Here is a 26,412-nt window from a genome sequence, read left to right on the forward strand (position 1 = left end):
CAAATATTCCTAGACTTATATTTTAAAAATTAATAAATTTTTAAAATATAATAAAAAAAAGAGATTCATACATACGTATGAATCTACAAAATATGAGTATATTCCAAAACATTTTTCCCGATTAATAAAATAGTAACTAATAAAAATAAAGTCCTTACATATCCAACACCTTTTTGAACCGCAAACTTCGATCCAAAATAAGCACCTAAAATCATTGATAAGCCCATAATTATACCGTATTCAAAATGAATCACATCTAAAAATAAAAAAGTAATTAAAGATACGATATTACTAACGAAGTTCAAAAGTTTTCCAGATGCTGCCGCTTGAATAAAATCCAAACCAATTAATAAAAATGCAAAAATTAAAAAGGATCCTGTCCCTGGTCCAAAAAATCCATCATAAAATCCTATCATTAAAATAACAAAGAAAAACATTAATGTTTTTCCTTTTGTCATCTTTTTATAGGTAGATGCACTTCCCCAATCTTTTTTCGCAATAATATAAATGGCAATAAAAACCAACATTACGAGTACTAGTGGACGCAAAATATCAGGCGGAATAAACTTTACTACTAAAGCCCCTGCGACTGCTCCAATAATAGTTAACGGGATTAACTTTCCTACAATCCGAAAATTCACCTTACCTGATCGAATAAAATAAATTGTGCTCGTAAGCGTCCCCATCGTTGCAGCTAATTTATTCGTTGCGATTGCCGAAGCTGGTGATAAACCAACAAACATAAGTGCAGGAAGCGAAATTAATCCTCCCCCTCCAACAACCGAATCAATAAAAGCTGCTAAAAACCCGAATGCAATTAATAAAATAATGACTTGAAAGCTTAGTTCTTCCATGACTTTGCCCCTTACCCCTTTATTTGTAACATTTAAAATTATAACAAAATTTTTCAAGAAAAAAAGCTGTTCCTTTATGGAACAGCTCTCATCTTTAATCTAAAATTTTCACAAACGGTTCATCTTGCTTCGCTTCACGTATAATAATTGCTTCTGGGCGTTCTACAGATTTAATTGTTACTTGTACTTTCATATAATTCGGGAAGTATTCCATAACAAGTCCAGCTACATATTGTGTAAAACCAATCACTTCAGCTTTCCCATTGAATTGGACAGGAATATCGAGCTTCATTTCTCTTAATTCATCATCTCTATACATTCCAGTACCGATAACAGCTGTATAATCTCCTTGGAAATACTCACTTAATTTTGCTTTAAAGTTTGACACCCTCGCAAGATCTTCACGTTTATTATCCGATTTCGCTTGTTCAGACGGGAATAAATAGTATTTCTCATTGATCGGCTTCCAATCCTCAACCGTTTCACTGCCTTTTTCTACCTTAGCATAAGAAACAAAATTCCCTGGTACAAGCGAAGACTTTGGACTTTGACGATAAATTGCAAATGTTATCGGAACATTTTTTGTCGCAGCGTCTTTTTGATGCATGAATTTCAAGATTTCTTGGGCCATTCTTTTCCCTTCAGCTAACATTTTTTCATCTGGGATTGCAGCCTCACGCGGATAACCATGCTCTTCCTCATAATATTGAACAGAATTCATCGCTAATCCAACTACAATGCCACCACGTTCAACATCGTTCTCACCTTTTTGCACGTAGTAATCATGCTCTAAAATATTTGAGATATACATTGGATGTTTTTTATTTTTCACTTCTAGTGACTCCGAACCTTCACTTAAGGCTGGATTCAGTCCGATATTCGGAAATTTAACTGCATCTTTTTTCAACTTATCCTCTAGCTCTTTTTGTTCAGCATCTGTACGCTTCCTTTTTACAAGCATTTGTATATTTTGAGCCTCTAGAACCTTTCCGCCTTTAAAGAAATAATCTTTCGTACTAAATGATTCTTTGGCAATGCGCATTAATCCTGTTTCAAATTCATCTACATCTAGACGACTATTTAAACCTTGTACAACTAAACCACGTGCCTCACCTGGATCAAATTTAACCGTTGTCTTATAATATTCATCCGAAATCGAGTATTTCGGGATAACTGCTTGTTCTTTCGCTTTCCCCGATTTCTCAACTGCTTTTTCATCTTTATTGGAACCCATACTACACCCACTTACAAGTAGGCTAAGACTTAATACCGCTAACGCTATTTTTTTCATCGTAAGTTTGCACCTCTTACTTATTCAGCTCTTGTAAGAACCTCTCTTCATTCCAAACTTCAACATTGTGCTTCTCTGCTTGCGCTAATTTCGAACCAGCAGCTTCACCAGCAACAACTAAATCCGTACTTTTACTAACACTTCCTGTTACTTTTCCACCTAATGCCTCAATATTCTTCTTCGCTTCACTGCGTCCCATAACTTCTAATTTCCCTGTTAAGACGACAGTTTTTCCTGCAAAGTACGATTCAACATTTTGTAAATCAGCAATTTTCATACCTTTGTATGCCATGTTCACGCCATACTCTTTAAATTGTTGTAATAGCTCTAATACGTCTTCATTATCGAAATACGTTACAACGGATTGAGCCATTTTTTCACCAATCTCATTAATTGTTTTTAATTCTTCTTCCGTCGCTTTCACAAGCTCATCCATCGTTTCGAAATGCTCAGCAAATGTACGTGCCGCTTTCGCACCGACATGACGAATACCAAGACCGAATAATAATCGCTCTAATGAGTTTTCCTTAGAATTCTCAATTGCTTGGACTAAATTTGTTGCTGATTTTTCACCGAAACGTTCTAGTTCTAATAATTGCTCTTTCGTCAATGAATATAAATCAGCAAACGTACGAATATAATCCGCATCAAAGAGTTGTGTAATTACACGTTCTCCAAGTCCATCAATATTCATTGCATTTCTTGAAACGAAATGGATTAATCCTTCACGAATTTGAGCTGGGCAAGTCGGATTTATACATCGAAGTGCTACTTCTTCTTCTAAACGAACAAGTTCACTCTCACATGCTGGACAATGCGTTGGCATATGATATTCTTCTTCCTCACCAGTACGCTTATCAAAAATAACGTTCACAACTTCAGGAATAATATCTCCAGCCTTTTTCACAACAACGTAGTCACCAATTCGAATATCCTTTTCACGAATTAAATCTTCGTTATGTAAAGAAGCACGACGGACAATAGTTCCGGCTACTCGCACTGGCTCCAGCTCTGCAGTTGGTGTTACAACTCCTGTGCGGCCGACACTTAATTCAATCCCTGTTAATCTCGTCACAACTTCTTCAGCTGGGAATTTATAAGCTATTGCCCATCTTGGACTCTTTGCTGTAGTTCCTAAGCTTTCTTGAATAGCAACATCGTCTACTTTTATAACGATTCCGTCAATCTCATAATCAAGATGCGGGCGTTTTTCTTGCCACTCTTCTACATAGGCTATTACGTCTTCAATTGTTTCACATGTACGACGATTTGGATTCGTCTTAAATCCAAGCTCACCTAAGAAATCCAGTGATTCACTGTGGGATGGAATTGTTTTTTCTTCTACATTAGCAAGACCATACACAAACATAGATAAGTTACGCTTCGCTGCAATTTTCGGATCAAGTTGGCGTATCGATCCTGCTGCCGCATTACGTGGATTCGCAAATACATCTTCACCATTTTGCTCTTTTTCTTCATTTAATTTAACGAATGAACGCTTCGGCATATAAGCCTCGCCTCGTGCTTCTAACGTTACTTCTTCATTTAAACGCAGCGGGATAGCTTTAATCGTTTTTAAGTTTTGGGTAATATCTTCACCCGTTATACCATCACCACGTGTTGCTCCTTGAATGAAGCGTCCTTTTTCATAATGAAGTGAAACAGCAAGTCCGTCAATTTTTAATTCGCATATATATCTTACATTCGCATCATCAATTCCCTGATGTACTCTTCGATCAAAATCACGCAAATCTCCTTCATTAAACGCGTTTCCTAAACTTAACATTGGTGATTTATGCGTTACCTTTTCAAATATATCAAGAACAGTCCCCCCAACGCGAATGGAGGGAGAGTCTTCACTCATAAACTCTGGGTTCTCTGCTTCTAATTTTATAAGCTCCTGCATATCACGGTCATATTCCGCATCAGAAACAGAAGGATTGTCTAATACGTGATATTGATAGTTAAATGTATTTAACAAATCACGCAGTTCTTCTATACGTTTTTTGGCTATCTCTTTTGACATATCCTCAGTCCTTTCCTATTGTTTCGTCACAGGTGCAAATTTTGCTAATAAACGTTTAATACCAATTGGGCTTGGGAACGCAATATCTAATTCTTTTGAATCTCCTTCACCCTTTACACTTACAACTGTACCGACTCCCCACTTCTGGTGAGCAGCTTTATCGCCTATTCCCCAGCCAATTTGCTCGCCACCTGTCGTCTTAACAGCCGGACGCGCGAAAGCTGAACGAGAGCGTGTTGTAGTTGCGCTTGTCGTTCTTCCTTTTGCACCAAACGAAGTTTCACGCTTCGGTGCTGTTTCGTTTAATGGTTCTACTAATTCTGCCGGAATTTCTGTAATAAATCGAGATGCTGCATTCATACTTGTTCTACCAAATAAAGTACGCATTTGAGCATTAGATAAGTATAGCTCTTCTTCTGCACGAGTAATACCTACATAGGCAAGACGACGCTCTTCTTGCATTTCATCCTCTTCCATAAGAGAACGAGTATGCGGGAATATCCCTTCCTCTAAGCCAACAATAAAGACAACTGGGAACTCTAATCCTTTTGCTGAGTGCATCGTCATTAAAATAACTTCTTCACCAGCAGTTGGATCTTCATCTACACGATCAATATCCGCAACAAGAGCTAAGTCTGTTAAGAATGCAACAAGGCTCTTATCTTCGCTTTGGGATTCAAATGTTTGTGTAACAGATAAAAACTCGTCTAAGTTTTCTAAACGACCTTCTGCTTCTAAAGAACGCTCATTTTTCAACATATCGCGATAGCCTGTCTTCTCAATAACTTCTTCTACTAATTCTGTAACAGATAAATACTCTTGCATATTTACCCAGTTGTGTAATAAACTTGCGAATTCTTTTACTGCTTTTGTTATTTTTGCACTTACACCAACATGCTCAATCTCATCAAATACAGCAGTTAATGAGATTCCGTTTTGCACACCATAATTAATAATTTTATCTATAGAAGTCGCACCAATCCCGCGCTTTGGCATGTTTATAATACGTGCAAAACTAATCTCATCATCTGGATTCCCAATTAAACGTAAGTACGCCAAAATGTCTTTAATCTCTTTACGGTCGTAGAACTTAGTACCTCCGACGATTTTGTAAGGGATATTAGATTTCAGGAAAATCTCCTCGACCATACGAGACTGGGCATTTGTACGATATAACACTGCAAAATCAGTATATTTTCGTTTCCCCATTTGAATATCATCACGAATTTTTTTCGCAACAAAATACGCTTCGTCCTTTTCAGTTGCAGCACGATAATACGAGATTTTGCTTCCAATTTGATTGTCTGTCCATAATTTCTTCGGTTTACGGTTTGAATTTTTTTCAATTACAGCATTCGCTGCATTTAAAATATTTTGTGACGAACGATAATTTTGTTCTAACAAGATAACTTGCGCATTCTCATAGTCTTTTTCGAATGACAAAATGTTAGAAATGTCAGCCCCGCGCCAGCGGTAAATAGACTGATCAGAATCACCTACAACGCAAAGATTTTTAAAACGTGCTGCTAAATGTTTAACAAGAAGGTACTGAGCTTTGTTCGTATCTTGATACTCATCAACGTGAATATATTGGAACTTACGCTGATAAAACTCTAGTACTTCTGGAACACGTTCAAATAGCTGAATCGTTGTCATAATTAAATCATCAAAGTCTAATGAGTTATTTTTCAAAAGACGTTTTTGATATTCTGTATATACATCGCTCGTTAATTTTTCATATGGGTCAGCGATTGTAATTTTTTTTGCATATTTATCTGCAGATAACAGTTCATTTTTCGCATTACTAATACCGGCTAAAATAGAGCGCGGCTCAAATTTCTTCGGATCAATATTGCGCTCTTTCATAATTTTTTTGACTACAGTTAACTGATCGCCTGAATCTAAGATTGTAAAGTTACGATTAATACCAATACGATCGATATCACGTCGTAAAATACGTACACACATAGAGTGGAACGTAGAAATCCAAATATCTTCTGCTTCTGGTCCAACAAGTTTATCAATACGCTCACGCATTTCACGAGCAGCTTTATTTGTAAAGGTAATTGCTAGTACATTCCATGGCGCCACACCTTTTTCACCAAGTAAATATGCAATACGGTGTGTTAACACACGTGTTTTCCCACTACCTGCGCCTGCCATTAATAGAAGTGGTCCATTTGTTGTTTGTACTGCTTTTTGTTGCTGCGGATTTAAACCATTTAATAACTTATCTGTCGTACTCATATGCGCCTGCACCTACTCTCCTTTTACTGCTTTAACTGTTTTTAATGCCGATTTTATATCATCATAAATAATATTTCCAACAACTACTGTATCAGCATACTGCGCCATTTCTTTCGCTTGTTCTGCATTAGAAATACCACCGCCATAATATAGCTTAGCTTGTTTCAATTCTGCTTTTACATTTTTAACAAGCTCAATGTCTCCATACGTCCCGCTATATTCTAAATAGAATATCGGTAAATGTAATAGCTTGTCTGCTAAACGCGCATATGCAATAACATCATCTTCTGTTAAATCACATTTTGTATCTGTAAGCTGGGCTACTTTCGCTTCTGGGTTTAAAACACAATACCCTTCCATGTAAATTTCGTCCCAGTCCATAATATCTCCAAATTCTTTCAATGCCTCATGATGAACACCTGTTACCCATTCTACTTTTCGGCTATTTAAAACACTTGGGATGTAATAAAAATCAAATCCTGGTGTAATTGCCTCCACATCAGAAACCTCTAACACACAAGGCACTGCATATCTACGAATGCTAACTAGCATGTGTAATACGTTATCAATTGTCACTCCATCACTTCCGCCTACAATAACAGCATCCGTTCCAGATTCACAAATCATTTCTAAATGTTCGTCACTTAACTCCTTATTTGGATCAAGCTTAAATACATGTTTCCATTTGGAAATATCGTACATGAAAACACCCTTTCTTTTCTCTAGTTATATAATTTCTGTTCAAAATAACAGTTAATTTTTATCAAGATTTTTTACATTCCTTGCTATATCTTTACCAGACTTTTTGAACTTCCTTACTATATTTGTTCAAAAAGGAGGATATAGAGAGCCTAGCAGATCGAGGCGCATTCGCCAGGAGGAACGGAATGTAGTTTTTCCTACATGAGTACCGGACTGGCGTATGTAACGATGAAATGCGACAGCTATCTTTACCGGACTTTTTGAACTTCCTTTTACGCATTCTTTCATTATAACAAAAAAAGCTACCTACACACACGCCCAATCCAACATCTTTTTCAACGTCAAATGTTGGATTACATATCAAAAAACTTATACGGAATACTAACAAATGAAATAGTATTTTCTATTTCGAAGTTAATTAAAAAGGAGTGTCTTTCTAATGAAGCAAAACATCGGCACAATTAGTGCTCTAATTCGAATTACACTCGGACTCATCCTCTTCGGTTGTAGTACAGCTAAACTCGTACGTAAACCTTGGTGCACTTGGTCTAAAGTTTTGCTATGGATTGGTGCCATGAAAATTGCGGAGGGAATCGTTCGTTTCTGCCCTATTGTTGAAGCCTGTAAGTTTGGAAAATATATGAATATGAGCGCATTTAAAATGCCTAGCATGAATTTCACTGAAAAAGGACATAATAAAGAAGAAGTTAATTCAGCTTCCAGTCATGACAAGCCAAAGTCAAAGTCAGATGGAAGTTATGACACTTCTGACAAAGAGATTGAGTCAGCGATTGAAGAATTAATCCTGGCAAAACCGCTTTGAATCATTTGTCATGATGCAAGATGCTCTCAAAGGGACTTAGCTGCTGCAGTGGGCAGCTAAGTCTTCTTTATTTTACCACGAAACAGAACGTACATTCTTGTTTTCACCCTTAAAACGTACATAAAAGATATCAAACAATAAAATTCAGAAAATTAGGTGTAACCCTCTTGCATGTAATGATATAAAAGTGATATCATTTTTATATCAAGGAGGCGATCATATGAAAGAAAAACAAGTATTTTATGTTAATGGATTTCTCGGCGTTATTGGAATTTTAGTTTTAGCCGCTATCGGTGTATTTTGCCTTGTACAAGAAATGTTTGTAATAGCTATTTTAGCTCTCATATTAGCATCTGTTTTAGCTACAGGTATCGGTATCGTTCAACCGAATCAAGCGAAAGTTATTACGTTCTTCGGTAGTTATTTAGGAACAATTCGTCAAAATGGTTTATTTTTAACAATTCCATTCGCGTTTCGTCAAACTGTATCTTTACGTGTTGAAAACTTTAACAGTAAGAAATTAAAAGTAAACGATGTTGAGGGCAATCCAATTGAAATTGCAGCCGTTATCGTATATAAAGTTGTTGATTCCGCAAAAGCAATGTTTGGTGTTGAGCATTACGATCGATTCGTAGAAATTCAAAGCGAAACAGCAATCCGCCACGTTGCTACAAAATATCCTTATGATAATTTCCAAGATGAAACTTGTATCACGTTACGAGGAAATACTGAAGAAATCTCTGAAGAATTAAAGCGTGAGTTAGAAGCACGCCTTGAAATCGCTGGCGTAGAAGTATTAGAAACTCGTTTAACGCATTTAGCTTACGCAACAGAAATTGCCCATGCAATGCTCCAACGTCAACAAGCAAAAGCAGTATTAGCTGCTAGAAAAGAGATTGTTGAAGGTGCTGTGAAGATGGCGAAAGATTCAATCCATATGTTAGATGAAGAAGGCGTACTGGAACTCGATGACGAGCGTAAAGCAAATATGGTGAACAATTTATTAGTTGCCATCGTTTCAGATAAAGGTGCGCAACCAGTTATTAATACAGGAAGCCTATACTAAAGGTTGTAAGTGATTATGGCCAAAAAGAAAAGCTTTCCATTACGTATTGATCCTGAATTACACGCAGTCATCGAAAAATGGGCGAATGATGAGTTTCGTAGCGTCAATGCACACATCGAGTATTTACTTCGAGAAATGGCAAAGCAAAAAGGAAAATTAAAAAAAAATAAAGATGCATAAAAATCCCGCTGAGAAATCAGCGGGATTTTTATATATTAGCTTTTCGTCATCTCATGCCCAATTGCACGATATCCTATATCACTTCGGTAAAATAAACCATCACTCTCAATTTTACCGATTTCTTTATAGACCTTATCTTTCGCTTCTTGTAAACTATTCGCCTTACAAGCAACAAATAATACACGGCCACCGTTTGTTACAAAGTCACCATGTTTCATCGCTGTACCCGCATGGAAAACTATTACATCTTGCAGTGCATCTAATCCGTTAATAATTTCACCTTTTTTATATGCTTCTGGATATCCTTTCGAAGCAAGTACGACACCAATAACTGCTTCCTTTGACCATTGTAACGTTAATTCACTTTCATCTAATACAGCGTTACATACATCAACTAAATCATTTTCTAAGCGTGGTAATACAACTTCCGTTTCAGGATCGCCAAAGCGTGCATTGAACTCAATTACCTTTGGACCATCATTCGTTAAAATAAGCCCCGCATATAAAATTCCTGTAAACGAACGATTTTCTTGGATCATCGCTTTAGCAGTTGGATGTAATACTGTTTGAATCGCTTCTTGAACCGCTGATTCCGGAATTTGTGGTACTGGGGAATATGCACCCATTCCGCCTGTATTAGGACCTTTATCACCATCAAAAGCTCGTTTATGATCTTGAGCAATTACCATTGGATACACAGTTGTTCCATTTACAAATGCCATTAATGAAAATTCTTGTCCATCTAAAAACTCTTCAATAACGACCTTCTTGCTTGCTGCGCCGAATTTCACATCTTGTAGCATTTCTTTCACAGCTTGTAATGCCTCTTCAAGCGTCATTGCTACCGTTACACCTTTACCAGCAGCTAACCCATCTGCCTTAATTACGATCGGTGCACCAACTTTCTGAATGTACTTTACTGCCTCTTCATAGTCTGTAAAAGTTTCATATGCCGCAGTTGGAATATCATACTTTTTCATCAATTCTTTCGTAAAAGCTTTACTACCTTCAATAACAGCAGCCGCTTTATTAGGTCCAAATACACGAAGTCCCTCTTCCTTAAAGCGATCAACGATTCCATTCATAAGTGGAATTTCTGGTCCAACGAAAGTTAAGCCTACATTGTTTTCTTTTGCGAATAAGACTAATGCATCAAAATCATTCTCATCAATATCAACTGGTGTTGCAACGTCTCGCATACCTTCATTACCTGGCGCTACATATATTTTTTCTACCTTTTCAGATTGTGCAAACTTCCAAGCTAAAGCATGCTCACGTCCACCACGGCCAATTACTAAAACATTCATATTTCATCCCCCAATAATTAAATAAGTACAAACTAGAAGCTATGCTCCTAGTTTGTTTTCATATCAATAAAAGTTTAAAAAGGAGGATCGAGAGAACCGAGCAGGTCGAGGCGCATTTGCCAGGAGGACACGGAGTGTAGCTTTCCTACATGAGTACCGCACTGGCATTGCAACGACGACATGCGACAGTTATCTTGACCGGACTTTTTAAACAACCGTATCAATAGAAAGTTAAAAAGGAGGATCAAGAGAACCGAGCAGATCGAGGCGCATTTGCCAGGAGGACACGGAGTGTAGCTTTCCTACATGAGTACCGCACTGGCTATGCAACGACGACATGCGACAGTTATCTTGACCGGACTTTTTTAACATCCTCTATTAGTGTTTGAAATGACGTACGCCAGTGAACACCATAGTAATCCCATACGCATCTGCCATTTTAATAGAATCTTCATCACGAATCGATCCGCCTGGTTGGATGATTGCTGTAATTCCAGCTTTTGCTGCTTCTTCTACTGTATCTGGCATTGGGAAGAAAGCATCAGATGCAAGTGCGCTACCTTGTGCTTTTTCGCCAGCTTGTGTAATTGCGATTTTTGCAGAACCTACACGGTTCATCTGTCCCGCGCCTACACCAACTGTCATGTTATCATTCGCTAAAACAATTGCATTTGATTTCACATGCTTTACAACTTTCCAAGCTAGTTTTAAATCTTTCCATTCTTGCTCTGATGGTTCACGTTTCGTTGGAATTGAAATTGCGTCCTCATCTAATGATAACGTATCTTCTTCTTGAATAAGAAGACCACCTTGTACAGAAGTTAGTTTTTTGCTTGCACTTGTCGCTTTTTCAATATTTACAGTTAGTAAGCGTAAGTTCTTCTTACTTTGCAACACTTCTAAAGCTTCCTGCGAGAACGAAGGAGCGATAACAATTTCTAAGAAAATTTCGTGTAACTTTTCTGCTGTAGCTTTATCAATTTCACGATTTGCTGCAATAATACCGCCGAAGATTGATACTGGATCCGCTTCATAAGCACGAGTATATGCTTCGTGAATATCAGTTCCTACTCCAACACCACATGGATTCATATGTTTTACCGCTACTACTGCTGGTTCTGTAAATTCTTTCACGATGCTAAGTGCCGCATCCGCATCGTTGATATTGTTATAAGATAATTCTTTACCATGTAATTGTTCTGCGTATGCAACAGAAGACGTTGCTGCGAATGGCGCTTTATAGAATGTCGCTTTTTGATGTGGATTTTCGCCATAGCGTAAATCTTGTTTTTTCTCAAATGTCACCGTTACTGTTTCAGGGCTTTCTTCGCCCATTTGCTTTGTTAAGTAGTTAGAAATTAATGCATCATATGCCGCTGTATGACGGAATACTTTCGCTGCTAATTTACGTTTCGTTTCCTCTGTTACTTCACCGTTCTCTTTCAGTTCTGCTAATACAACATCATAATCTACTGGATCTACAATTACCGACACAAATTTATGATTTTTCGCAGCAGAGCGAATCATTGTTGGGCCACCGATATCAATATTTTCAATTGCATCAGCAAATGTTACATCAGGCTTAGCGATTGTTTCTTTAAATGGGTATAAGTTAACAACAACAAAGTCAATTGGTTGAATACCTAATTCATTCATTTGCGCTACATGCATTTCATTATCACGAACTGCTAATAGACCACCATGAATATTTGGATGTAATGTTTTTACACGACCATCCATAATTTCTGGGAAACCAGTTACTTCAGAAATACCAATTACTTGCAAGCCGTTTTCTTCTAATAATTTTTTCGTACCACCTGTTGAAATAACTTCAATCCCTTGTTCAAGTAAACCTTTAACAAATTCTACTACTCCTGTTTTATCTGAAACACTGACTAATGCACGCTTTTTCATTTATCCTTCACCCCTGGTTGTATGTTAGTTAACAGTTGGTTTTTTCACAGACTGAACAATTTGATTCACTGTATTTACGTATAATTTATGTTCAACTTGTTGAATTTTCTTTTGTAAGCTTTCTCTCGTATCCCCTTCAGAAACAACTACTGCTTCTTGCGCAATAATTGGACCTGTATCCATACCTGCATCTACATAGTGAATCGTTACTCCGGTTACTTTCACACCCGCTTCTAACGCTTGACCAACAGCATCTTTCCCTGGAAAACTCGGTAGTAGTGATGGATGAATATTAATAATTTTCCCGCCGTACGCTTCTAGTAAAGTCGTTCCAATTAAACGCATATATCCAGCTAAAATAACATAATCAATTTCATACTCTTCTAGCTTTTTTAATATCTCTTTTTCAAATGCTTCTTTTGACTCATATGCTTTCGCTGAAAAGGAAAAACACGGAATATGGTGATAGTGTGCCCGTCCAATAGCGCGTGCCTCTGGTTTATCACATACTAATAAACTAATATCTGCATCCAATATTTTGTCTTCTACCGCATTAATGAGAGATTGAAAGTTAGAGCCACTCCCAGAAGCAAAAACTGCTAATCTACTCATACTTCTGTTCCCTCAATAAAGGTAACACCAGACCCTTGTACAGTGTGTCCAATAATATGAGCTTTCTCGCCTTGTTCCTCAAGAAGACGAACAATATCTTTTGCCTCTTCTTCCTTTACTGCTACTACCATACCAATACCCATGTTAAAAATATTGAACATTTCTTTCTCTTCTAGTTTTCCGACTTCTTGAAGTAAACTGAAGATCGGTTGAACTTGCCAAGATCCTAATTCAATTTCCGCACCGATTCCTTCTGGCAACATACGTGGAATATTTTCAATGAACCCGCCACCTGTAATATGCGCCATACCGTATACTTCATGTTTCTTCAATAGTTCTAAAATAGGTTTGACATAAATTTTCGTTGGTTTTAATAATTCTTCACCAAGAGGTAGTTCTAGGCGGCCGTAAATACGGTCTAAAGATAGTTCTCCATCTTCTAGTAATACTTTTCGTACTAAAGAATAACCGTTACTATGAATACCGCTAGATGCTAAGCCAATTAATACGTGACCAGCTTCAATTTTTTCACCTGTTACAATTTTCTTTTTATCAACAATTCCAACTGTAAAACCAGCTAAATCGTATTCTTCCGTAGAATACATTCCTGGCATTTCAGCTGTTTCTCCACCAATTAATGCACAACCAGCTTGGCGACAGCCCTCTGATATACCTTTGACGATGTTTTCAATTTTACTAGGTTCAGCTTTACCACAAGCAATATAATCAAGGAAGAAAAGCGGCTCTGCTCCTTGGACAACAATATCATTTACACACATTGCTACTGCATCAATACCAATTGTGTCATGTTTATCTGCCATAAAAGCGAGCATCAATTTCGTTCCCACGCCATCTGTTCCAGATACTAATACAGGTTCTTCTAATGCAAATTTTGATAGATCAAACATACCTCCAAAACCGCCTAAACCGCCTAGCACTTCTTTTCTCATAGTTGTTTGTACGTGTTTTTTCATGCGAGATACCGCTTCATATCCAGCTTCAATATCTACTCCTGCTTGCTTATATGCATTCGCCATCGTTTTTTACACCTCGTCTTTTAATTTCTCCCCATCCAGGGCGGCCGTTTTAAGAAAGAAGCTAGCTTCTACATCAAAAGAAGTAGAAGCTTTTTTCTTCTTATTTCATACTTTCTAAAAGCTCTTGCTCATAATCATAAAGAGCTGTTGGATAGTCTCCATTGAAGTAAGCCATACATAGACCACCGTATTTTCCTTCATATGGGCGTCCAATTGCATCTACTAATCCATCTTCACTTAAAAATGTTAGTGAATCTGCTCCGATGATTTGACGGATTTCTTCTATTGAATTATTTGCTGCGATTAATTCTTTTCTCGTTTGAATATCAATGCCATAGAAGCATGGATACTTAAGAGGTGGTGAAGCAATTCTTACATGGACTTCTGTCGCTCCAGCCTCGCGAAGCATACGAACAATTCGTTTACTTGTCGTTCCTCTTACGATAGAATCGTCAATCATAACAACTCGTTTTCCTTCAACTACGCCTCTTACTGCTGAAAGCTTCATCTTAACCCCTTGCTCACGCAGTTCTTGAGAAGGTTGAATAAACGTACGTCCAACGTAACGATTTTTAATTAACCCTAACTCATACGGAATTCCTGTCGCCTCCGCATAACCAATTGCTGCTGAAATACTAGAGTCTGGTACACCAGTAACAACATCAGCTTCAATAGGAGCTTCCGCCGCTAAACGTTTCCCCATGCTTTTACGTGCTGCATGAACATTAATACCAGCTATATTAGAATCTGGACGTGCAAAGTAAATGTATTCCATACTGCAAATCGCATGGTCTACTTCATTTGTAAAACGATCTACGTGAATTCCTTCATCATTGATAATAAGCAATTCACCAGGTTCTACATCACGAATGTATGTTGCACCAACTACATCGAAAGCACATGTTTCCGATGCTACAACGTAAGCATCCCCCATCTTTCCAATTGAAAGAGGACGGAATCCATTTGGATCTAGCGCAACGATCATTTCATTTCCAGTTAGTAAAAGATATGCAAACGCACCTTTCACTTTATTTAGAGCTTCTTTTACACTATCAATTAAAGAATCTTTTGTACTACGCTTAATGAGGTGTAAAAGTACTTCTGTATCTGAACTTGTTTGAAAAATACTTCCCTCTGCCTCTAATTCACGACGAAGCATTTTTGCATTAATTAAATTTCCGTTATGAGCTAACGCCATGCTATGATCGGAAAAACGGAATAATAATGGTTGAACGTTAGCAACTTCACTTCCACCAGCTGTTGCATATCGTACGTGTCCAATTGCTGATTTCCCGTTTAATCCCTCTAGCTCACCTCTTGAAAACACTTCTGATATTAAACCTAACCCCTTGTGACCGATGATTTTTTCCCCATTATTTACAACAATGCCTGCGCCCTCTTGCCCACGGTGCTGCAAACTGTGCAATCCGTAGTACGAAACTTGTGCTGCATTTTCATGCCCCCAAATTCCAAAAACGCCACATTCTTCATTTAACCCCTTTATTTCAGCAAGCATGGGATTGCCCCTTTCCAAGCCTTTCTCATTTCATCTACATTTGCTGTAAGTAATACTTCATTTTCTTCATTATGAATTGTTACTTCATTTGTATTTGTCACTTCTCCAACTTGAATTGCTTCAACCACTTTCTCAAATGCTTCTTTATTTTCACGTTTTACGGTTATAACGAAGCGCGATTGTGATTCTGCAAATAATACTGCTGTTGCTTCTCCGTCTAATTTCACAGTAGCACCTAAACCGTTAGCACCAATTGCACTTTCAGTAATTGCAACTGCTAAACCACCTTCTGCAACATCATGTGCAGATTGAACAAGGCCAGCTTGAATTGCTGCTAGTACTTGCTTTTGGCGTTTTAATTCTACATCTAGATCGATGCTTGGTGATTGACCGAAAATTTTTCCGTAGATCATTTTCTGTAATTCACTTCCACCAAACTCAGCTTTCGTCTCTCCAATTACATAAACTAAATCGCCAGCTTGTTTAAATTCTTGTGTTGTTACGTGTTTTAAATCGTGTACAAGTCCAACCATCCCAACAGTTGGTGTTGGATATACAGCTTCACCACTACGCTCGTTATACATTGATACATTCCCGCCGATAACTGGCGTTTGTAACTTGCGGCAAGCTTCACTCATACCGTCTACTGATTTCTCAATTTGCCAGAAGATCTCTGGTTTTTCTGGGTTACCGAAGTTTAAGCAATCTGTAATTGCAAGTGGCTCCCCGCCAGAACATACGATATTACGTGCTGCCTCTGCTACTGCAATTTTACCGCCCACTTCTGGATCTAAATAAATGTAGCGAGAGTTACAATCTGTCGTCATTGCTAATCCTTTTTCTGTGCCGCGTACGCGTATAACCGCTGCATCTGAACCTGGTGTAACGATTGTGCTAGTGCGCACTTGATAATCATATTGATCATATACCCACTCTTTACTTGCAATCGTTGGTTGTTGTAATAAAGATAATAACGTTTCTTTATAATCTTCTACTTTTGGTGTTTCCATTTTCATCTGCTGGAACTCAGCAAAGTATGCTGCTTCTTTTGACGGTTTATGATAAATTGGTGCTTCTTCTGCAAGAGCATCCGCCGGTACTTCAGCTACCATTTCGTCTTTATGGAATAGGCGAAGCATTTTATCTTCAGTTACTTTCCCCATCGTAACTGCTGCAAGACCATACTTTTCAAATAAATCTACTATTTCTTGCTCTCTACCTTTTTTCACAACGATTAACATACGCTCTTGTGATTCAGATAACATCATTTCATATGGAGTCATTCCAGTTTCACGCTGCGGTACATCATCTAAGTACATTTCAATACCCATACCTGCTTTACTTGCCATTTCTGCAGAAGATGATGTTAAACCAGCAGCTCCCATATCTTGAATTCCAACAAGTGCATCAGACTGAATAAGTTCTAAACATGCTTCAATAAGAAGTTTCTCCATAAATGGATCCCCTACTTGAACTGCCGGACGCTTCGCTTCTGAGCTTTCAGATAACTCTTCAGATGCGAATGTTGCACCGTGAATACCATCACGACCAGTTGATGCTCCTACGTACATTACTGTATTACCAGCACCATGTGCTTGCCCTTTTTTTATATCTTCATGATTAATTAGGCCTACACACATTGCATTTACAAGTGGATTTCCTTCATAACATGGATCAAACTGTACTTCTCCACCAACAGTAGGAATACCGATGCAGTTACCGTATCCTGCGATTCCTGCTACTACTTCTTCGAATAAATATTTCACACGTGGTGATTGTAATTCACCGAAACGAAGTGAGTTTAATAGAGCTACCGGACGTGCGCCCATAGAGAATACATCGCGAATAATACCACCGACACCTGTTGCTGCCCCTTGATATGGCTCAATTGCAGAAGGATGGTTATGACTTTCCATTTTAAATACCACCGCTTGATTATCACCGATATCTACAATTCCAGCGCCTTCTCCAGGTCCTTGTAAGACACGCTCACCTGTCGTTGGAAACTTACGAAGAACTGGCTTTGAATTTTTATAACTACAATGTTCAGACCACATAACAGAGAATAGTCCCGTTTCTGTATAATTCGGCAAACGGCCTAAAATCTTTTCAACCATGGCAAACTCTTCGTCTGTTAGCCCCATTTCCGCATATATACGCTCTTCTTTAATTTGTGTTGGATTTGGCTCAAGCATTAACGACATATGTTTCCCTCCACTGTTTTAAGATAGATTGAAAGACTTTTAAACCTTCAGCACCGCCAAGTAATTCATCTACAGCACGCTCTGGGTGTGGCATCATACCAAGAACATTTCCTTTTTCATTTACAATACCCGCAATATCTGAAACGCTTCCATTCGGATTTTCTACGTAACGGAATGCGATTTGATTATTCTCTTCTAATTGTTTAAGAGTCGCTTCATCACAATAGTAATTTCCTTCGCCATGTGCAATTGGAATATTAATTACTTCATCTTTTTCATATTGTGATGTAAACATCGTTTCATTATTTTCAACACGTAACTGAACCGTACGGCACATAAATTTCAAGTTTTCGTTTCTCATTAATGCTCCTGGTAGTAATCCTGATTCAACAAGAATCTGGAATCCATTACATACACCTAAAATTGGCTTTCCTTGCTCAGCAGCTTTTTGCACTGCTTTCATTGCGTTAGCAAAGCGAGAAATAGCACCACAACGTAAATAGTCACCGTAAGAGAATCCACCTGGTAGTAAAATTGCATCATATTCATCTAAATTCTCTCTATCGTGCCAAACGTAATCTACTTCTTCACCAAGCTCATCTTTAATTGCATGGAACATATCGACATCACAGTTCGAACCTGGGAATACTATGACTGCAAATTTCACTGTGCGACAACCTCCTCAACTTCATAACGGAAGTCTTCCATTACAACGTTTGCTAATAATTTTTCACACATTTCTTTTACCTTGCTATCCAGATCAGATACTGATTTATCAATTGTTAATTCCATATATTTTCCGATTCGAACGTCTTGTACTTCTGTAAATGAAAGACTATGAAGTGCTCCCTTTACCGCAGTTCCTTGTGGATCTAATACACTTTCTCTTAACGTTACATATACCTTAACTTTATACATGTGAAGCTCCCCCTAAACGTTTTAAAATTTCTTCATATGCTTCTGTTAAATTCCCAAGATCACGACGGAATACATCTTTATCAAATTTTTCATTGCTCGTTTCATCCCATAAACGGCAAGTATCTGGTGAAATTTCATCTGCTAATATGATTTCCCCTTCTTCTGTTACGCCAAACTCTAATTTAAAATCTACTAATCTTACACGACAGCTTGCGAAATGCTCAATCAACACTTGATTGATTTGTAGAGCTGCATCTCGTAATACGCTTACTTGCTCTGGTGTTGCAACATTTAACAAACGAATATGATCTTCCGTTACAAGTGGATCTCCTAAATCATCATCTTTGTAGTAAAATTCTACGATTGGTGTTGTAAGAGCAGTTCCTTCTTCCATTCCTAGTCTTTTTGAAAGACTGCCTGCAATTACGTTTCTTGTGACAACTTCTAATGGAATAATACTCACCTTTTTGACAAGTTGTTCTGTATCAGATAACTTCTCCACAAAGTGTGTTTTAATTCCAACTTCTTGTAACTTTCTGAACAATAAAGTTGTAATCTCATTGTTCAAACGACCTTTTCCTGTAATTGTCGCTTTTTTCTCCCCATTGAAAGCAGTCGCACTATCTTTGTACTCTACCCAAACCATATCTGCTGCTTCTGTACGATAAATTCTTTTTGCCTTACCTTCATACAGCAATTCTAGCTTTTGCATTTCGCAAGCCCCCTGTAGTTTGAAAAATGTGAATAATATTTTTATAAAGAATGGCACAGAATGACTCTATTCTGTGCCATATGAAATTTTACGCTTCGTTTAATCCAAGGCGTTCAAAGATTGTATCAACGTGTTGCATATGATGTTCATAATTGAAACATTCGTTAATTTCTTCTTGCGTTAACTTACTTGTAATACGCTCGTCAGATTCTACAAGCTCTTTAAATTGTACTTGTGTTTCCCAAGCTTCCATTGCTTTAGGCTGTACGATATCATAAGCTTCTTCACGTACCAGACCTTTGTCAATTAGTGTAAGCATTACGCGTTGAGAGTAAATTAAGCCGTATGTTCTTGTCATATTGCGTTTCATATTCTCTGGGAATACAGTTAAGTTTTTAACGATATTACCAAAGCGATTTAACATGTAATTTAACGCGATTGTAGCATCTGGTAAAATTACGCGTTCTGCAGAAGAGTGAGAGATATCACGCTCATGCCATAACGGAACATTCTCGTAAGCTGTCATCATATAACCGCGGATAACACGAGCTAAACCAGTCATATTTTCAGATCCAATTGGATTACGTTTATGCGGCATTGCAGAAGAACCTTTTTGACCTTTTGCGAAAGCCTCTTCAACTTCACGTGTTTCACTCTTTTGTAAACCACGAATCTCAACTGCCATCTTTTCAACAGATGTTGCGATTAGTGCAAGTGTTGACATGTAATGTGCATGACGATCACGTTGCAATGTTTGTGTTGAAATTGGTGCTGCTTCTAATCCTAAGTTTTCACAAACATACTTTTCTACGAATGGATCAATATTTGCATATGTACCAACCGCACCAGATAACTTACCAACGCGAACTGTATCAGCAGCTTGTTTGAAACGCTCTACGTTACGTTTCATTTCTTCATACCAAAGACCAAGTTTTAAACCAAATGTTGTTGGCTCTGCATGTACACCGTGTGTTCTTCCCATCATAATCGTGTATTTATGCTCTTTCGCTTTATTAGCTAAAATGCTAACAAAGTTTTCTAAGTCTTTTAACAAGATTTCATTTGCTTGTTTTAAGATATAAGATAACGCTGTATCTACTACGTCTGTAGATGTTAAACCGTAATGAACCCATTTACGTTCCTCGCCTAATGTTGGTGTTTCTGATACAGCACGAGTGAAAGCAACTACGTCATGACGTGTTTCTTTTTCAATTTCATAAATACGATCAATATCAAATGTTGCATGTTCACGAATTTTTTTCACATCTTCTTTTGGAATATCGCCAAGCTCAGCCCATGCTTCACACGCTAAAATCTCAACTTCTAACCACGCTTTAAATTTGTTCTCTTCCGTCCAAATCGCACCCATTTCAGGGCGTGTATAACGATTAATCATCTTTTTCCCTCCAACAGTTGTTCTTGATGGTCCCAAATATGCAAACTCTTCGCTTTTTCTAGAGCGACTTCAATATTATCATTTAAAATATTAACATGCCCCATTTTTCGCTGCGCTTTTGCTTCTTCTTTTCCATACAAGTGTAAATAGCACCCGGTTAGTCTATTCACTTGTCCTAGGACCCCTTCTATATGTTCGCCTAAAATGTTTACCATGACAACTGGTTTTAACAAATTTGTTTCTCCAAGAGGTAAATTACAGATTGCTCGAATATGTTGACCAAATTGACTCGTTTCACATGCATCCTGTGTATAGTGTCCTGAATTGTGAGGTCTTGGTGCTAATTCATTAATGTAAATCTCACCGTCAGCTGTAGCAAACATCTCTACCGCTAGTGTTCCCACAAGTTCTAGTTCATCCGCAAGTACCTTTGCGTAAGCAATTGCTTTTTGAGAAAGTTCTTCTGTAATGCGGGCTGGAACGATAGATTCATGCAAAATATTATTTACATGAATATTTTCCGCTACCGGAAATACTTTAGTTTCACCACTTACACTACGAATTACAATAACTGATACTTCTTTTTCAAAAGGCACCCATTTTTCTAGAATGCACTCTGCTTTATTAGTAAGTTCTTTTGCTCTCACAACATCAGCTTCACTCTTTAAAACCACTTGCCCTTTACCATCGTATCCACCTGTCGTTGTTTTTAAGACAGAAGGGAAAGATAACTCTTTAATTGCTTCTGTAAGTTGATCTTGATTTTGAACCAATCTATACGATGCTACTGGTAACCCAGCTTTTTCAATTGCATTCTTTTCTGTAAAACGATTTTGCGTTTTATTTAACAACTGACTACCTTGTGGTAAGTAAGCATGTTTTTCAAGCCATTGTAAACATCTATAATCAATATTCTCAAATTCATATGTGACAACGTCGCTTATCTCTGCTAAATGCTGAATTGCTTTTAAATCGTCATATGGTGCAACGACTTCAACATCAGCAACTTGTGCACATGGTGAATGCTTTTTAGGATCTAAAACAGCAATTTTATAACCCATTTCCTTAGCTGCCAACGCCATCATTCTTCCAAGCTGGCCGCCTCCAATAATGCCGATTGTTTTTCCAGGTAAAATGATTCTCGTCATACTAGCTCACTACCTTCACGCACAGTTTTCTCAATAGCTTCTCGTCTTAACTCTAATGCATCATGTATATCATCATGAAATGATCCAAGTATTTGTGCAGCAAGTAATCCAGCATTCGTTGAACCAGCCTTACCAATTGCAACAGTTGCAACTGGAACCCCTCCTGGCATTTGGACAATGGATAATAACGAATCTAGGCCGTTTAACGCCTTTGATTGAACTGGAACACCAATTACAGGAAGATTTGTCTTCGCTGCAACCATTCCTGGTAAATGCGCTGCTCCACCGGCTCCAGCAATAATAACTTTTAATCCACGTTCACGAGCTGTTTCTGCATATTCAAACATATAATCCGGAGTCCGATGAGCGGATACAACTTTTTTCTCATACGGTATATTTAATTCATCTAAAATGTCACAAGCATATTTCATTGTTTCCCAGTCTGACGTGCTTCCCATTATGACTCCAACTAGTGATTTCATATTAGAATCCCCCCGATTCAAATAAAAAAAGCCTGAAATAGAACAGTTTCTCTTTTACTATGAGAGAAAGTGCTCTACTCAGGCATACGTATCCCTTGTGAATAGAAAAATACCGAGTGACTTTCCCTCATAGTCTAACGAATAACGGTCGTTAGGTAGAGACTTGCAGGCCATATCCCCGCGATTATATGAGGTCTTATATATTATTGTTTCTATGGCTATATTAACAATATTTCATAAACAATGTCAATAAATAATCGAATGTTTTTTTATTAGTCATCGATAACGTTCGTGTTTTAGTTATATTCAAAAGAAGAATTGCAACTATATGCAAGAAGGAAAGGGAATTAGAATATATATTTCTAGAGATCTATTTTATGTATAACTATTTATATAATACTTCAGTATGTTTTAATCAATATATATACTCTCTTGTGTTCTATACATCGATAGAACCTATATTATAACGATTTAATTTCAAAGGAGGAATAACCGTGAAAAAAATAACTGTGCTATTATCCTATTTATTTTTCTCTATCGCAGTAATTGCTGTAATTATTGAATGCTTATTTATATCATCCCATTTTTTCTACTCTCATTATTATGATAGAAATAATCTTTCCTATTCTTAGGGATTATTTTAGGAGCATTCGAAAAATCCGGAGCACAAAAAATCATTACCATTATTTTAAACTGCCTCTATTTCATTCTTTTTTCGTCTTTAGGGTTATTAAATTTATGGATTTTAACCTTCGGTAAATAAAAATAAACACAAAAAAACCTAAGTCGAAACGACTTAGGTTTTTGCTTGGCGACGTCCTACTCTCACAGGGACAAGGTCCCAACTACCATCGGCGCTAGAGAGCTTAACTTCCGTGTTCGGTATGGGAACGGGTGTGACCTCTCTGCCATCATCACCAAACTGATGAAGGTATATTCCTTCAAAACTAGATAACATCGCTTCATATTATATGGTTAAGTCCTCGATCTATTAGTATTCGTCAGCTCCACATGTCACCATGCTTCCACCTCGAACCTATCAGCCTGATCATCTTTCAGGGATCTTACTAGCTTACGCTATGGGAAATCTCATCTTGAGGGGGGCTTCATGCTTAGATGCTTTCAGCACTTATCCCTTCCGCACATAGCTACCCAGCTATGCCCTTGGCAGAACAACTGGTACACCAGCGGTGCGTCCATCCCGGTCCTCTCGTACTAAGGACAGCTCCTCTCAAATTTCCTGCGCCCACGACGGATAGGGACCGAACTGTCTCACGACGTTCTGAACCCAGCTCGCGTACCGCTTTAATGGGCGAACAGCCCAACCCTTGGGACCGACTACAGCCCCAGGATGCGATGAGCCGACATCGAGGTGCCAAACCTCCCCGTCGATGTGGACTCTTGGGGGAGATAAGCCTGTTATCCCCGGGGTAGCTTTTATCCGTTGAGCGATGGCCCTTCCATGCGGAACCACCGGATCACTAAGCCCGACTTTCGTCCCTGCTCGACTTGTAGGTCTCGCAGTCAAGCTCCCTTATGCCTTTGCACTCTACGAATGATTTCCAACCATTCTGAGGGAACCTTTGGGCGCCTCCGTTACACTTTAGGAGGCGACCGCCCCAGTCAAACTGCCCACCTGACACTGTCTCCCGGGTCGATAAGACCCGTAGGTTAGAATTTCAATACAGTCAGGGCGGTATCCCACCAGCGCCTCCACCGAAGCTAGCGCTCCGGTTTCAATGGCTCCCGCCTATCCTGTACAAACTGTACCAAAATTCAATATCAGGCTACAGTAAAGCTCCACGGGGTCTTTCCGTCCTGTCGCGGGTAACCTGCATCTTCACAGGTACTATAATTTCACCGAGTCTCTGGTTGAGACAGTGCCCAAATCGTTACACCTTTCGTGCGGGTCGGAACTTACCCGACAAGGAATTTCGCTACCTTAGGACCGTTATAGTTACGGCCGCCGTTTACTGGGGCTTCAGTTCAGAGCTTCGCTTACGCTAACCCCTCTCCTTAACCTTCCAGCACCGGGCAGGTGTCAGCCCCTATACTTCGCCTTACGGCTTCGCAGAGACCTGTGTTTTTGCTAAACAGTCGCTTGGGCCTATTCACTGCGGCTTTCCGTTAAGAAAGCACCCCTTCTCCCGAAGTTACGGGGTCATTTTGCCGAGTTCCTTAACCAGAGTTCTCTCGCACACCTTAGGATTCTCTCCTCGCCTACCTGTGTCGGTTTGCGGTACAGGCACCTTTTATCTCGCTAGAAGCTTTTCTTGGCAGCGGGGAATCAAAGACTTCGCTCCATAAGGAGCTTCCCCATCACAGCTCAGCCTTCACGATAAGCGGATTTGCCTACTTATCAGCCTAACTGCTTGGACGTGCACAACCAATCGCACGCTTCTTCTATCCTTCTGCGTCCCTCCATTGCTCAAACGATAAAGAGGTGGTACAGGAATATCAACCTGTTGTCCATCGCCTACGCCTGTCGGCCTCGGCTTAGGTCCTGACTAACCCTGAGCGGACGAGCCTTCCTCAGGAAACCTTAGGCATTCGGTGGACGGGATTCTCACCCGTCTTTCGCTACTCATACCGGCATTCTCACTTCTAAGCGCTCCACCAGTCCTTCCGGTCTGACTTCACTGCACTTAGAACGCTCCCCTACCACTGATACCATTGGTATCAATTCGCAGCTTCGGTGGTGTATTTAGCCCCGGTACATTTTCGGCGCAGAGTCACTCGACTAGTGAGCTATTACGCACTCTTTAAATGGTGGCTGCTTCTGAGCCAACATCCTAGTTGTCTAAGCAACTCCACATCCTTTTCCACTTAATACACACTTTGGGACCTTAGCTGGCGATCTGGGCTGTTTCCCTCTTGACTACGGATCTTATCACTCGCAGTCTGACTCCTAAGGATAAGTCATTGGCATTCGGAGTTTGACTGAATTCGGTAATCCGATGAGGACCCCTAGTTCAATCAGTGCTCTACCTCCAAGACTCTTACACTTAAGGCTAGCCCTAAAGCTATTTCGGGGAGAACCAGCTATCTCCAGGTTCGATTGGAATTTCTCCGCTACCCACACCTCATCCCCGCACTTTTCAACGTGCGTGGGTTCGGGCCTCCACTCAGTGTTACCTGAACTTCACCCTGGACATGGGTAGATCACCTGGTTTCGGGTCTACGACCACGTACTAAACGCCCTATTCAGACTCGCTTTCGCTGCGGCTCCGCCTCTTCAGCTTAACCTCGCACGGGATCGTAACTCGCCGGTTCATTCTACAAAAGGCACGCCATCACCCATTAACGGGCTCTGACTATTTGTAGGCACACGGTTTCAGGATCTCTTTCACTCCCCTTCCGGGGTGCTTTTCACCTTTCCCTCACGGTACTGGTTCACTATCGATCACTAGGGAGTATTTAGCCTTGGGAGATGGTCCTCCCAGATTCCGACGGAATTTCACGTGTTCCGCCGTACTCAGGATACATTCAAGAGAGAACGAAGTTTCGACTACGGGGTTATTACCCTCTGTGACGGACCTTTCCAGGTCGCTTCGTCTACCTCGTTCCTTTGTAACTCCGTATAGAATGTCCTACAACCCCAAGAGGCAAGCCTCTTGGTTTGGGCTAGATTCCGTTTCGCTCGCCGCTACTCAGGAAATCGCATTTGCTTTCTCTTCCTCCAGGTACTTAGATGTTTCAGTTCCCTGGGTCTGTCTTCCATACCCTATGTATTCAGGTAAGGATACCATACCATTACGTATAGTGGGTTTCCCCATTCGGAAATCTTCGGATCAAAGCTTACTTACAGCTCCCCGAAGCATATCGGCGTTAGTCCCGTCCTTCATCGACTCCTAGTGTCAAGGCATCCACCGTGCGCCCTTTCTAACTTAACCAAACTAAAATTAAAAAAATATGAGCTACACTGTTATCTAGTTTTCAAAGAACATACATTTAAACTTGAGAGATAGTTCTCTCAA

20 protein-coding genes, 2 rRNA genes, 1 pseudogene and 1 riboswitch are annotated in these 26,412 nt (G+C 39.1%); of the genes and pseudogenes, 4 read left to right on the forward strand and 19 right to left on the reverse strand.

The window, feature by feature from the left end; all coding sequences use genetic code 11:
- Positions 1-83: 83 nt before the first annotated feature.
- From BG05_RS02705 to pcrB, 5 genes are all read right to left on the reverse strand, one after another.
- Positions 84-854 (reverse strand): TSUP family transporter, encoded by a 771-nt coding sequence (locus tag BG05_RS02705; protein WP_002029466.1) that lies wholly within the window; start codon positions 852-854, stop codon positions 84-86.
- 94 nt (positions 855-948) lie between these two features.
- The gene (locus tag BG05_RS02710; protein WP_002124884.1) at positions 949-2,145 is read right to left on the reverse strand and encodes a CamS family sex pheromone protein; all 1,197 of its coding nucleotides are present in this window, start codon (positions 2,143-2,145) and stop codon (positions 949-951) included.
- Positions 2,146-2,161: 16 nt separating this feature from the next.
- On the reverse strand, positions 2,162-4,171 hold the full coding sequence (gene ligA / locus BG05_RS02715; protein ID WP_002124882.1) for an NAD-dependent DNA ligase LigA: 2,010 nt from the start codon (positions 4,169-4,171) through the stop codon (positions 2,162-2,164).
- Positions 4,172-4,186: 15 nt separating this feature from the next.
- On the reverse strand, positions 4,187-6,418 hold the full coding sequence (gene pcrA, locus BG05_RS02720) for a DNA helicase PcrA (protein WP_002169288.1): 2,232 nt from the start codon (positions 6,416-6,418) through the stop codon (positions 4,187-4,189).
- Positions 6,419-6,430: 12 nt separating this feature from the next.
- Entirely contained in the window at positions 6,431-7,120 is a 690-nt protein-coding gene (pcrB, locus tag BG05_RS02725; protein WP_002186803.1) for a heptaprenylglyceryl phosphate synthase, read from the reverse strand.
- 439 nt (positions 7,121-7,559) lie between these two features.
- Here pcrB and BG05_RS02730 point away from each other — a divergent pair, with 439 nt between their 5' ends.
- From BG05_RS02730 to BG05_RS29100, 3 genes are all read left to right on the forward strand, one after another.
- Positions 7,560-7,943 (forward strand): YgaP family membrane protein, encoded by a 384-nt coding sequence (locus BG05_RS02730; RefSeq protein WP_002124877.1) that lies wholly within the window; start codon positions 7,560-7,562, stop codon positions 7,941-7,943.
- Positions 7,944-8,163: 220 nt separating this feature from the next.
- Positions 8,164-9,009, forward strand: a complete 846-nt coding sequence (locus BG05_RS02735; protein ID WP_002063557.1) for an SPFH domain-containing protein — start codon at positions 8,164-8,166, stop codon at positions 9,007-9,009.
- A 15-nt stretch (positions 9,010-9,024) separates the two neighbouring features.
- Positions 9,025-9,189 carry a type II toxin-antitoxin system antitoxin gene (locus BG05_RS29100; protein WP_002063556.1) on the forward strand — a complete coding sequence of 55 codons (165 nt, stop codon included), beginning with the start codon at positions 9,025-9,027 and terminating at the stop codon, positions 9,187-9,189.
- A gap of 35 nt (positions 9,190-9,224) precedes the next feature.
- Here BG05_RS29100 and purD read toward each other — a convergent pair whose 3' ends face one another.
- From purD to purE, 12 genes are all read right to left on the reverse strand, one after another.
- Positions 9,225-10,496: a phosphoribosylamine--glycine ligase gene (purD, locus tag BG05_RS02745; RefSeq protein ID WP_002124874.1), complete on the reverse strand. Its 1,272-nt coding sequence runs from the start codon at positions 10,494-10,496 to the stop codon at positions 9,225-9,227.
- A gap of 378 nt (positions 10,497-10,874) precedes the next feature.
- Positions 10,875-12,410, reverse strand: a complete 1,536-nt coding sequence (purH, locus tag BG05_RS02750) for a bifunctional phosphoribosylaminoimidazolecarboxamide formyltransferase/IMP cyclohydrolase (RefSeq protein ID WP_002169290.1) — start codon at positions 12,408-12,410, stop codon at positions 10,875-10,877.
- A gap of 24 nt (positions 12,411-12,434) precedes the next feature.
- Complete coding sequence (gene purN, locus BG05_RS02755; protein WP_002124872.1) at positions 12,435-13,022, reverse strand: phosphoribosylglycinamide formyltransferase; 588 nt, start codon at positions 13,020-13,022, stop codon at positions 12,435-12,437.
- Complete coding sequence (gene purM / locus BG05_RS02760) at positions 13,019-14,059, reverse strand: phosphoribosylformylglycinamidine cyclo-ligase (protein ID WP_002010019.1); 1,041 nt, start codon at positions 14,057-14,059, stop codon at positions 13,019-13,021. The genes purN and purM overlap by 4 nt, the downstream gene beginning before the upstream one ends.
- Positions 14,060-14,159: 100 nt before the next feature.
- Positions 14,160-15,575: an amidophosphoribosyltransferase gene (purF, locus tag BG05_RS02765; protein WP_033728660.1), complete on the reverse strand. Its 1,416-nt coding sequence runs from the start codon at positions 15,573-15,575 to the stop codon at positions 14,160-14,162.
- On the reverse strand, positions 15,560-17,779 hold the full coding sequence (purL, locus tag BG05_RS02770) for a phosphoribosylformylglycinamidine synthase II (RefSeq protein WP_002124868.1): 2,220 nt from the start codon (positions 17,777-17,779) through the stop codon (positions 15,560-15,562). The genes purF and purL overlap by 16 nt, the downstream gene beginning before the upstream one ends.
- On the reverse strand, positions 17,763-18,446 hold the full coding sequence (gene purQ, locus BG05_RS02775; protein WP_000666771.1) for a phosphoribosylformylglycinamidine synthase subunit PurQ: 684 nt from the start codon (positions 18,444-18,446) through the stop codon (positions 17,763-17,765). The genes purL and purQ overlap by 17 nt, the downstream gene beginning before the upstream one ends.
- Complete coding sequence (gene purS / locus BG05_RS02780) at positions 18,443-18,697, reverse strand: phosphoribosylformylglycinamidine synthase subunit PurS (protein WP_000278823.1); 255 nt, start codon at positions 18,695-18,697, stop codon at positions 18,443-18,445. The genes purQ and purS overlap by 4 nt, the downstream gene beginning before the upstream one ends.
- The gene (purC, locus tag BG05_RS02785) at positions 18,690-19,409 is read right to left on the reverse strand and encodes a phosphoribosylaminoimidazolesuccinocarboxamide synthase (RefSeq protein WP_002010014.1); all 720 of its coding nucleotides are present in this window, start codon (positions 19,407-19,409) and stop codon (positions 18,690-18,692) included. The genes purS and purC overlap by 8 nt, the downstream gene beginning before the upstream one ends.
- Positions 19,410-19,497: 88 nt before the next feature.
- Entirely contained in the window at positions 19,498-20,805 is a 1,308-nt protein-coding gene (purB, locus tag BG05_RS02790; RefSeq protein WP_002124866.1) for an adenylosuccinate lyase, read from the reverse strand.
- The gene (gene purK, locus BG05_RS02795) at positions 20,802-21,953 is read right to left on the reverse strand and encodes a 5-(carboxyamino)imidazole ribonucleotide synthase (protein ID WP_033728663.1); all 1,152 of its coding nucleotides are present in this window, start codon (positions 21,951-21,953) and stop codon (positions 20,802-20,804) included. The genes purB and purK overlap by 4 nt, the downstream gene beginning before the upstream one ends.
- Positions 21,950-22,435, reverse strand: coding sequence for a 5-(carboxyamino)imidazole ribonucleotide mutase (purE, locus tag BG05_RS02800; RefSeq protein ID WP_002010008.1), 486 nt, complete (start codon positions 22,433-22,435; stop codon positions 21,950-21,952). Before purE ends, purK begins: the two co-directional genes overlap by 4 nt.
- Positions 22,436-22,545: 110 nt before the next feature.
- A riboswitch (purine riboswitch) is annotated at positions 22,546-22,647 on the reverse strand.
- Positions 22,648-22,929: 282 nt separating this feature from the next.
- Here purE and BG05_RS31440 point away from each other — a divergent pair.
- Positions 22,930-23,198 (forward strand): annotated as a pseudogene (locus BG05_RS31440) (hypothetical protein).
- A gap of 43 nt (positions 23,199-23,241) precedes the next feature.
- On the opposite strand, the gene rrf reads toward BG05_RS31440, so the two are convergent.
- Together rrf and BG05_RS02810 are read right to left on the reverse strand one after the other, a co-directional pair.
- A 5S ribosomal RNA gene (rrf, locus tag BG05_RS02805) occupies positions 23,242-23,357 on the reverse strand.
- 49 nt (positions 23,358-23,406) lie between these two features.
- Positions 23,407-26,328: ribosomal RNA gene (locus tag BG05_RS02810) — 23S ribosomal RNA — on the reverse strand.
- Positions 26,329-26,412 lie beyond the last annotated feature (84 nt).

Source organism: Bacillus mycoides (assembly GCF_000832605.1).
GTDB lineage: Bacteria > Bacillota > Bacilli > Bacillales > Bacillaceae_G > Bacillus_A > Bacillus_A mycoides.

Bases quoted from the DNA above. Each gene is read 5' to 3' on its own strand.
- BG05_RS02705 (WP_002029466.1), bottom strand. From the start codon at position 854: ATGGAAGAACTAAGCTTTCAAGTCATTATTTTATTAATTGCATTCGGG.
- BG05_RS02710 (WP_002124884.1), bottom strand. From the start codon at position 2,145: ATGAAAAAAATAGCGTTAGCGGTATTAAGTCTTAGCCTACTTGTAAGT.
- ligA (WP_002124882.1), bottom strand. From the start codon at position 4,171: ATGTCAAAAGAGATAGCCAAAAAACGTATAGAAGAACTGCGTGATTTG.
- pcrA (WP_002169288.1), bottom strand. From the start codon at position 6,418: ATGAGTACGACAGATAAGTTATTAAATGGTTTAAATCCGCAGCAACAA.
- pcrB (WP_002186803.1), bottom strand. From the start codon at position 7,120: ATGTACGATATTTCCAAATGGAAACATGTATTTAAGCTTGATCCAAAT.
- BG05_RS02730 (WP_002124877.1), top strand. From the start codon at position 7,560: ATGAAGCAAAACATCGGCACAATTAGTGCTCTAATTCGAATTACACTC.
- BG05_RS02735 (WP_002063557.1), top strand. From the start codon at position 8,164: ATGAAAGAAAAACAAGTATTTTATGTTAATGGATTTCTCGGCGTTATT.
- BG05_RS29100 (WP_002063556.1), top strand. From the start codon at position 9,025: ATGGCCAAAAAGAAAAGCTTTCCATTACGTATTGATCCTGAATTACAC.
- purD (WP_002124874.1), bottom strand. From the start codon at position 10,496: ATGAATGTTTTAGTAATTGGCCGTGGTGGACGTGAGCATGCTTTAGCT.
- purH (WP_002169290.1), bottom strand. From the start codon at position 12,410: ATGAAAAAGCGTGCATTAGTCAGTGTTTCAGATAAAACAGGAGTAGTA.
- purN (WP_002124872.1), bottom strand. From the start codon at position 13,022: ATGAGTAGATTAGCAGTTTTTGCTTCTGGGAGTGGCTCTAACTTTCAA.
- purM (WP_002010019.1), bottom strand. From the start codon at position 14,059: ATGGCGAATGCATATAAGCAAGCAGGAGTAGATATTGAAGCTGGATAT.
- purF (WP_033728660.1), bottom strand. From the start codon at position 15,575: ATGCTTGCTGAAATAAAGGGGTTAAATGAAGAATGTGGCGTTTTTGGA.
- purL (WP_002124868.1), bottom strand. From the start codon at position 17,779: ATGTCGTTAATGCTTGAGCCAAATCCAACACAAATTAAAGAAGAGCGT.
- purS (WP_000278823.1), bottom strand. From the start codon at position 18,697: ATGTATAAAGTTAAGGTATATGTAACGTTAAGAGAAAGTGTATTAGAT.
- purC (WP_002010014.1), bottom strand. From the start codon at position 19,409: ATGCAAAAGCTAGAATTGCTGTATGAAGGTAAGGCAAAAAGAATTTAT.
- purB (WP_002124866.1), bottom strand. From the start codon at position 20,805: ATGATTAATCGTTATACACGCCCTGAAATGGGTGCGATTTGGACGGAA.
- purK (WP_033728663.1), bottom strand. From the start codon at position 21,953: ATGACGAGAATCATTTTACCTGGAAAAACAATCGGCATTATTGGAGGC.
- purE (WP_002010008.1), bottom strand. From the start codon at position 22,435: ATGAAATCACTAGTTGGAGTCATAATGGGAAGCACGTCAGACTGGGAA.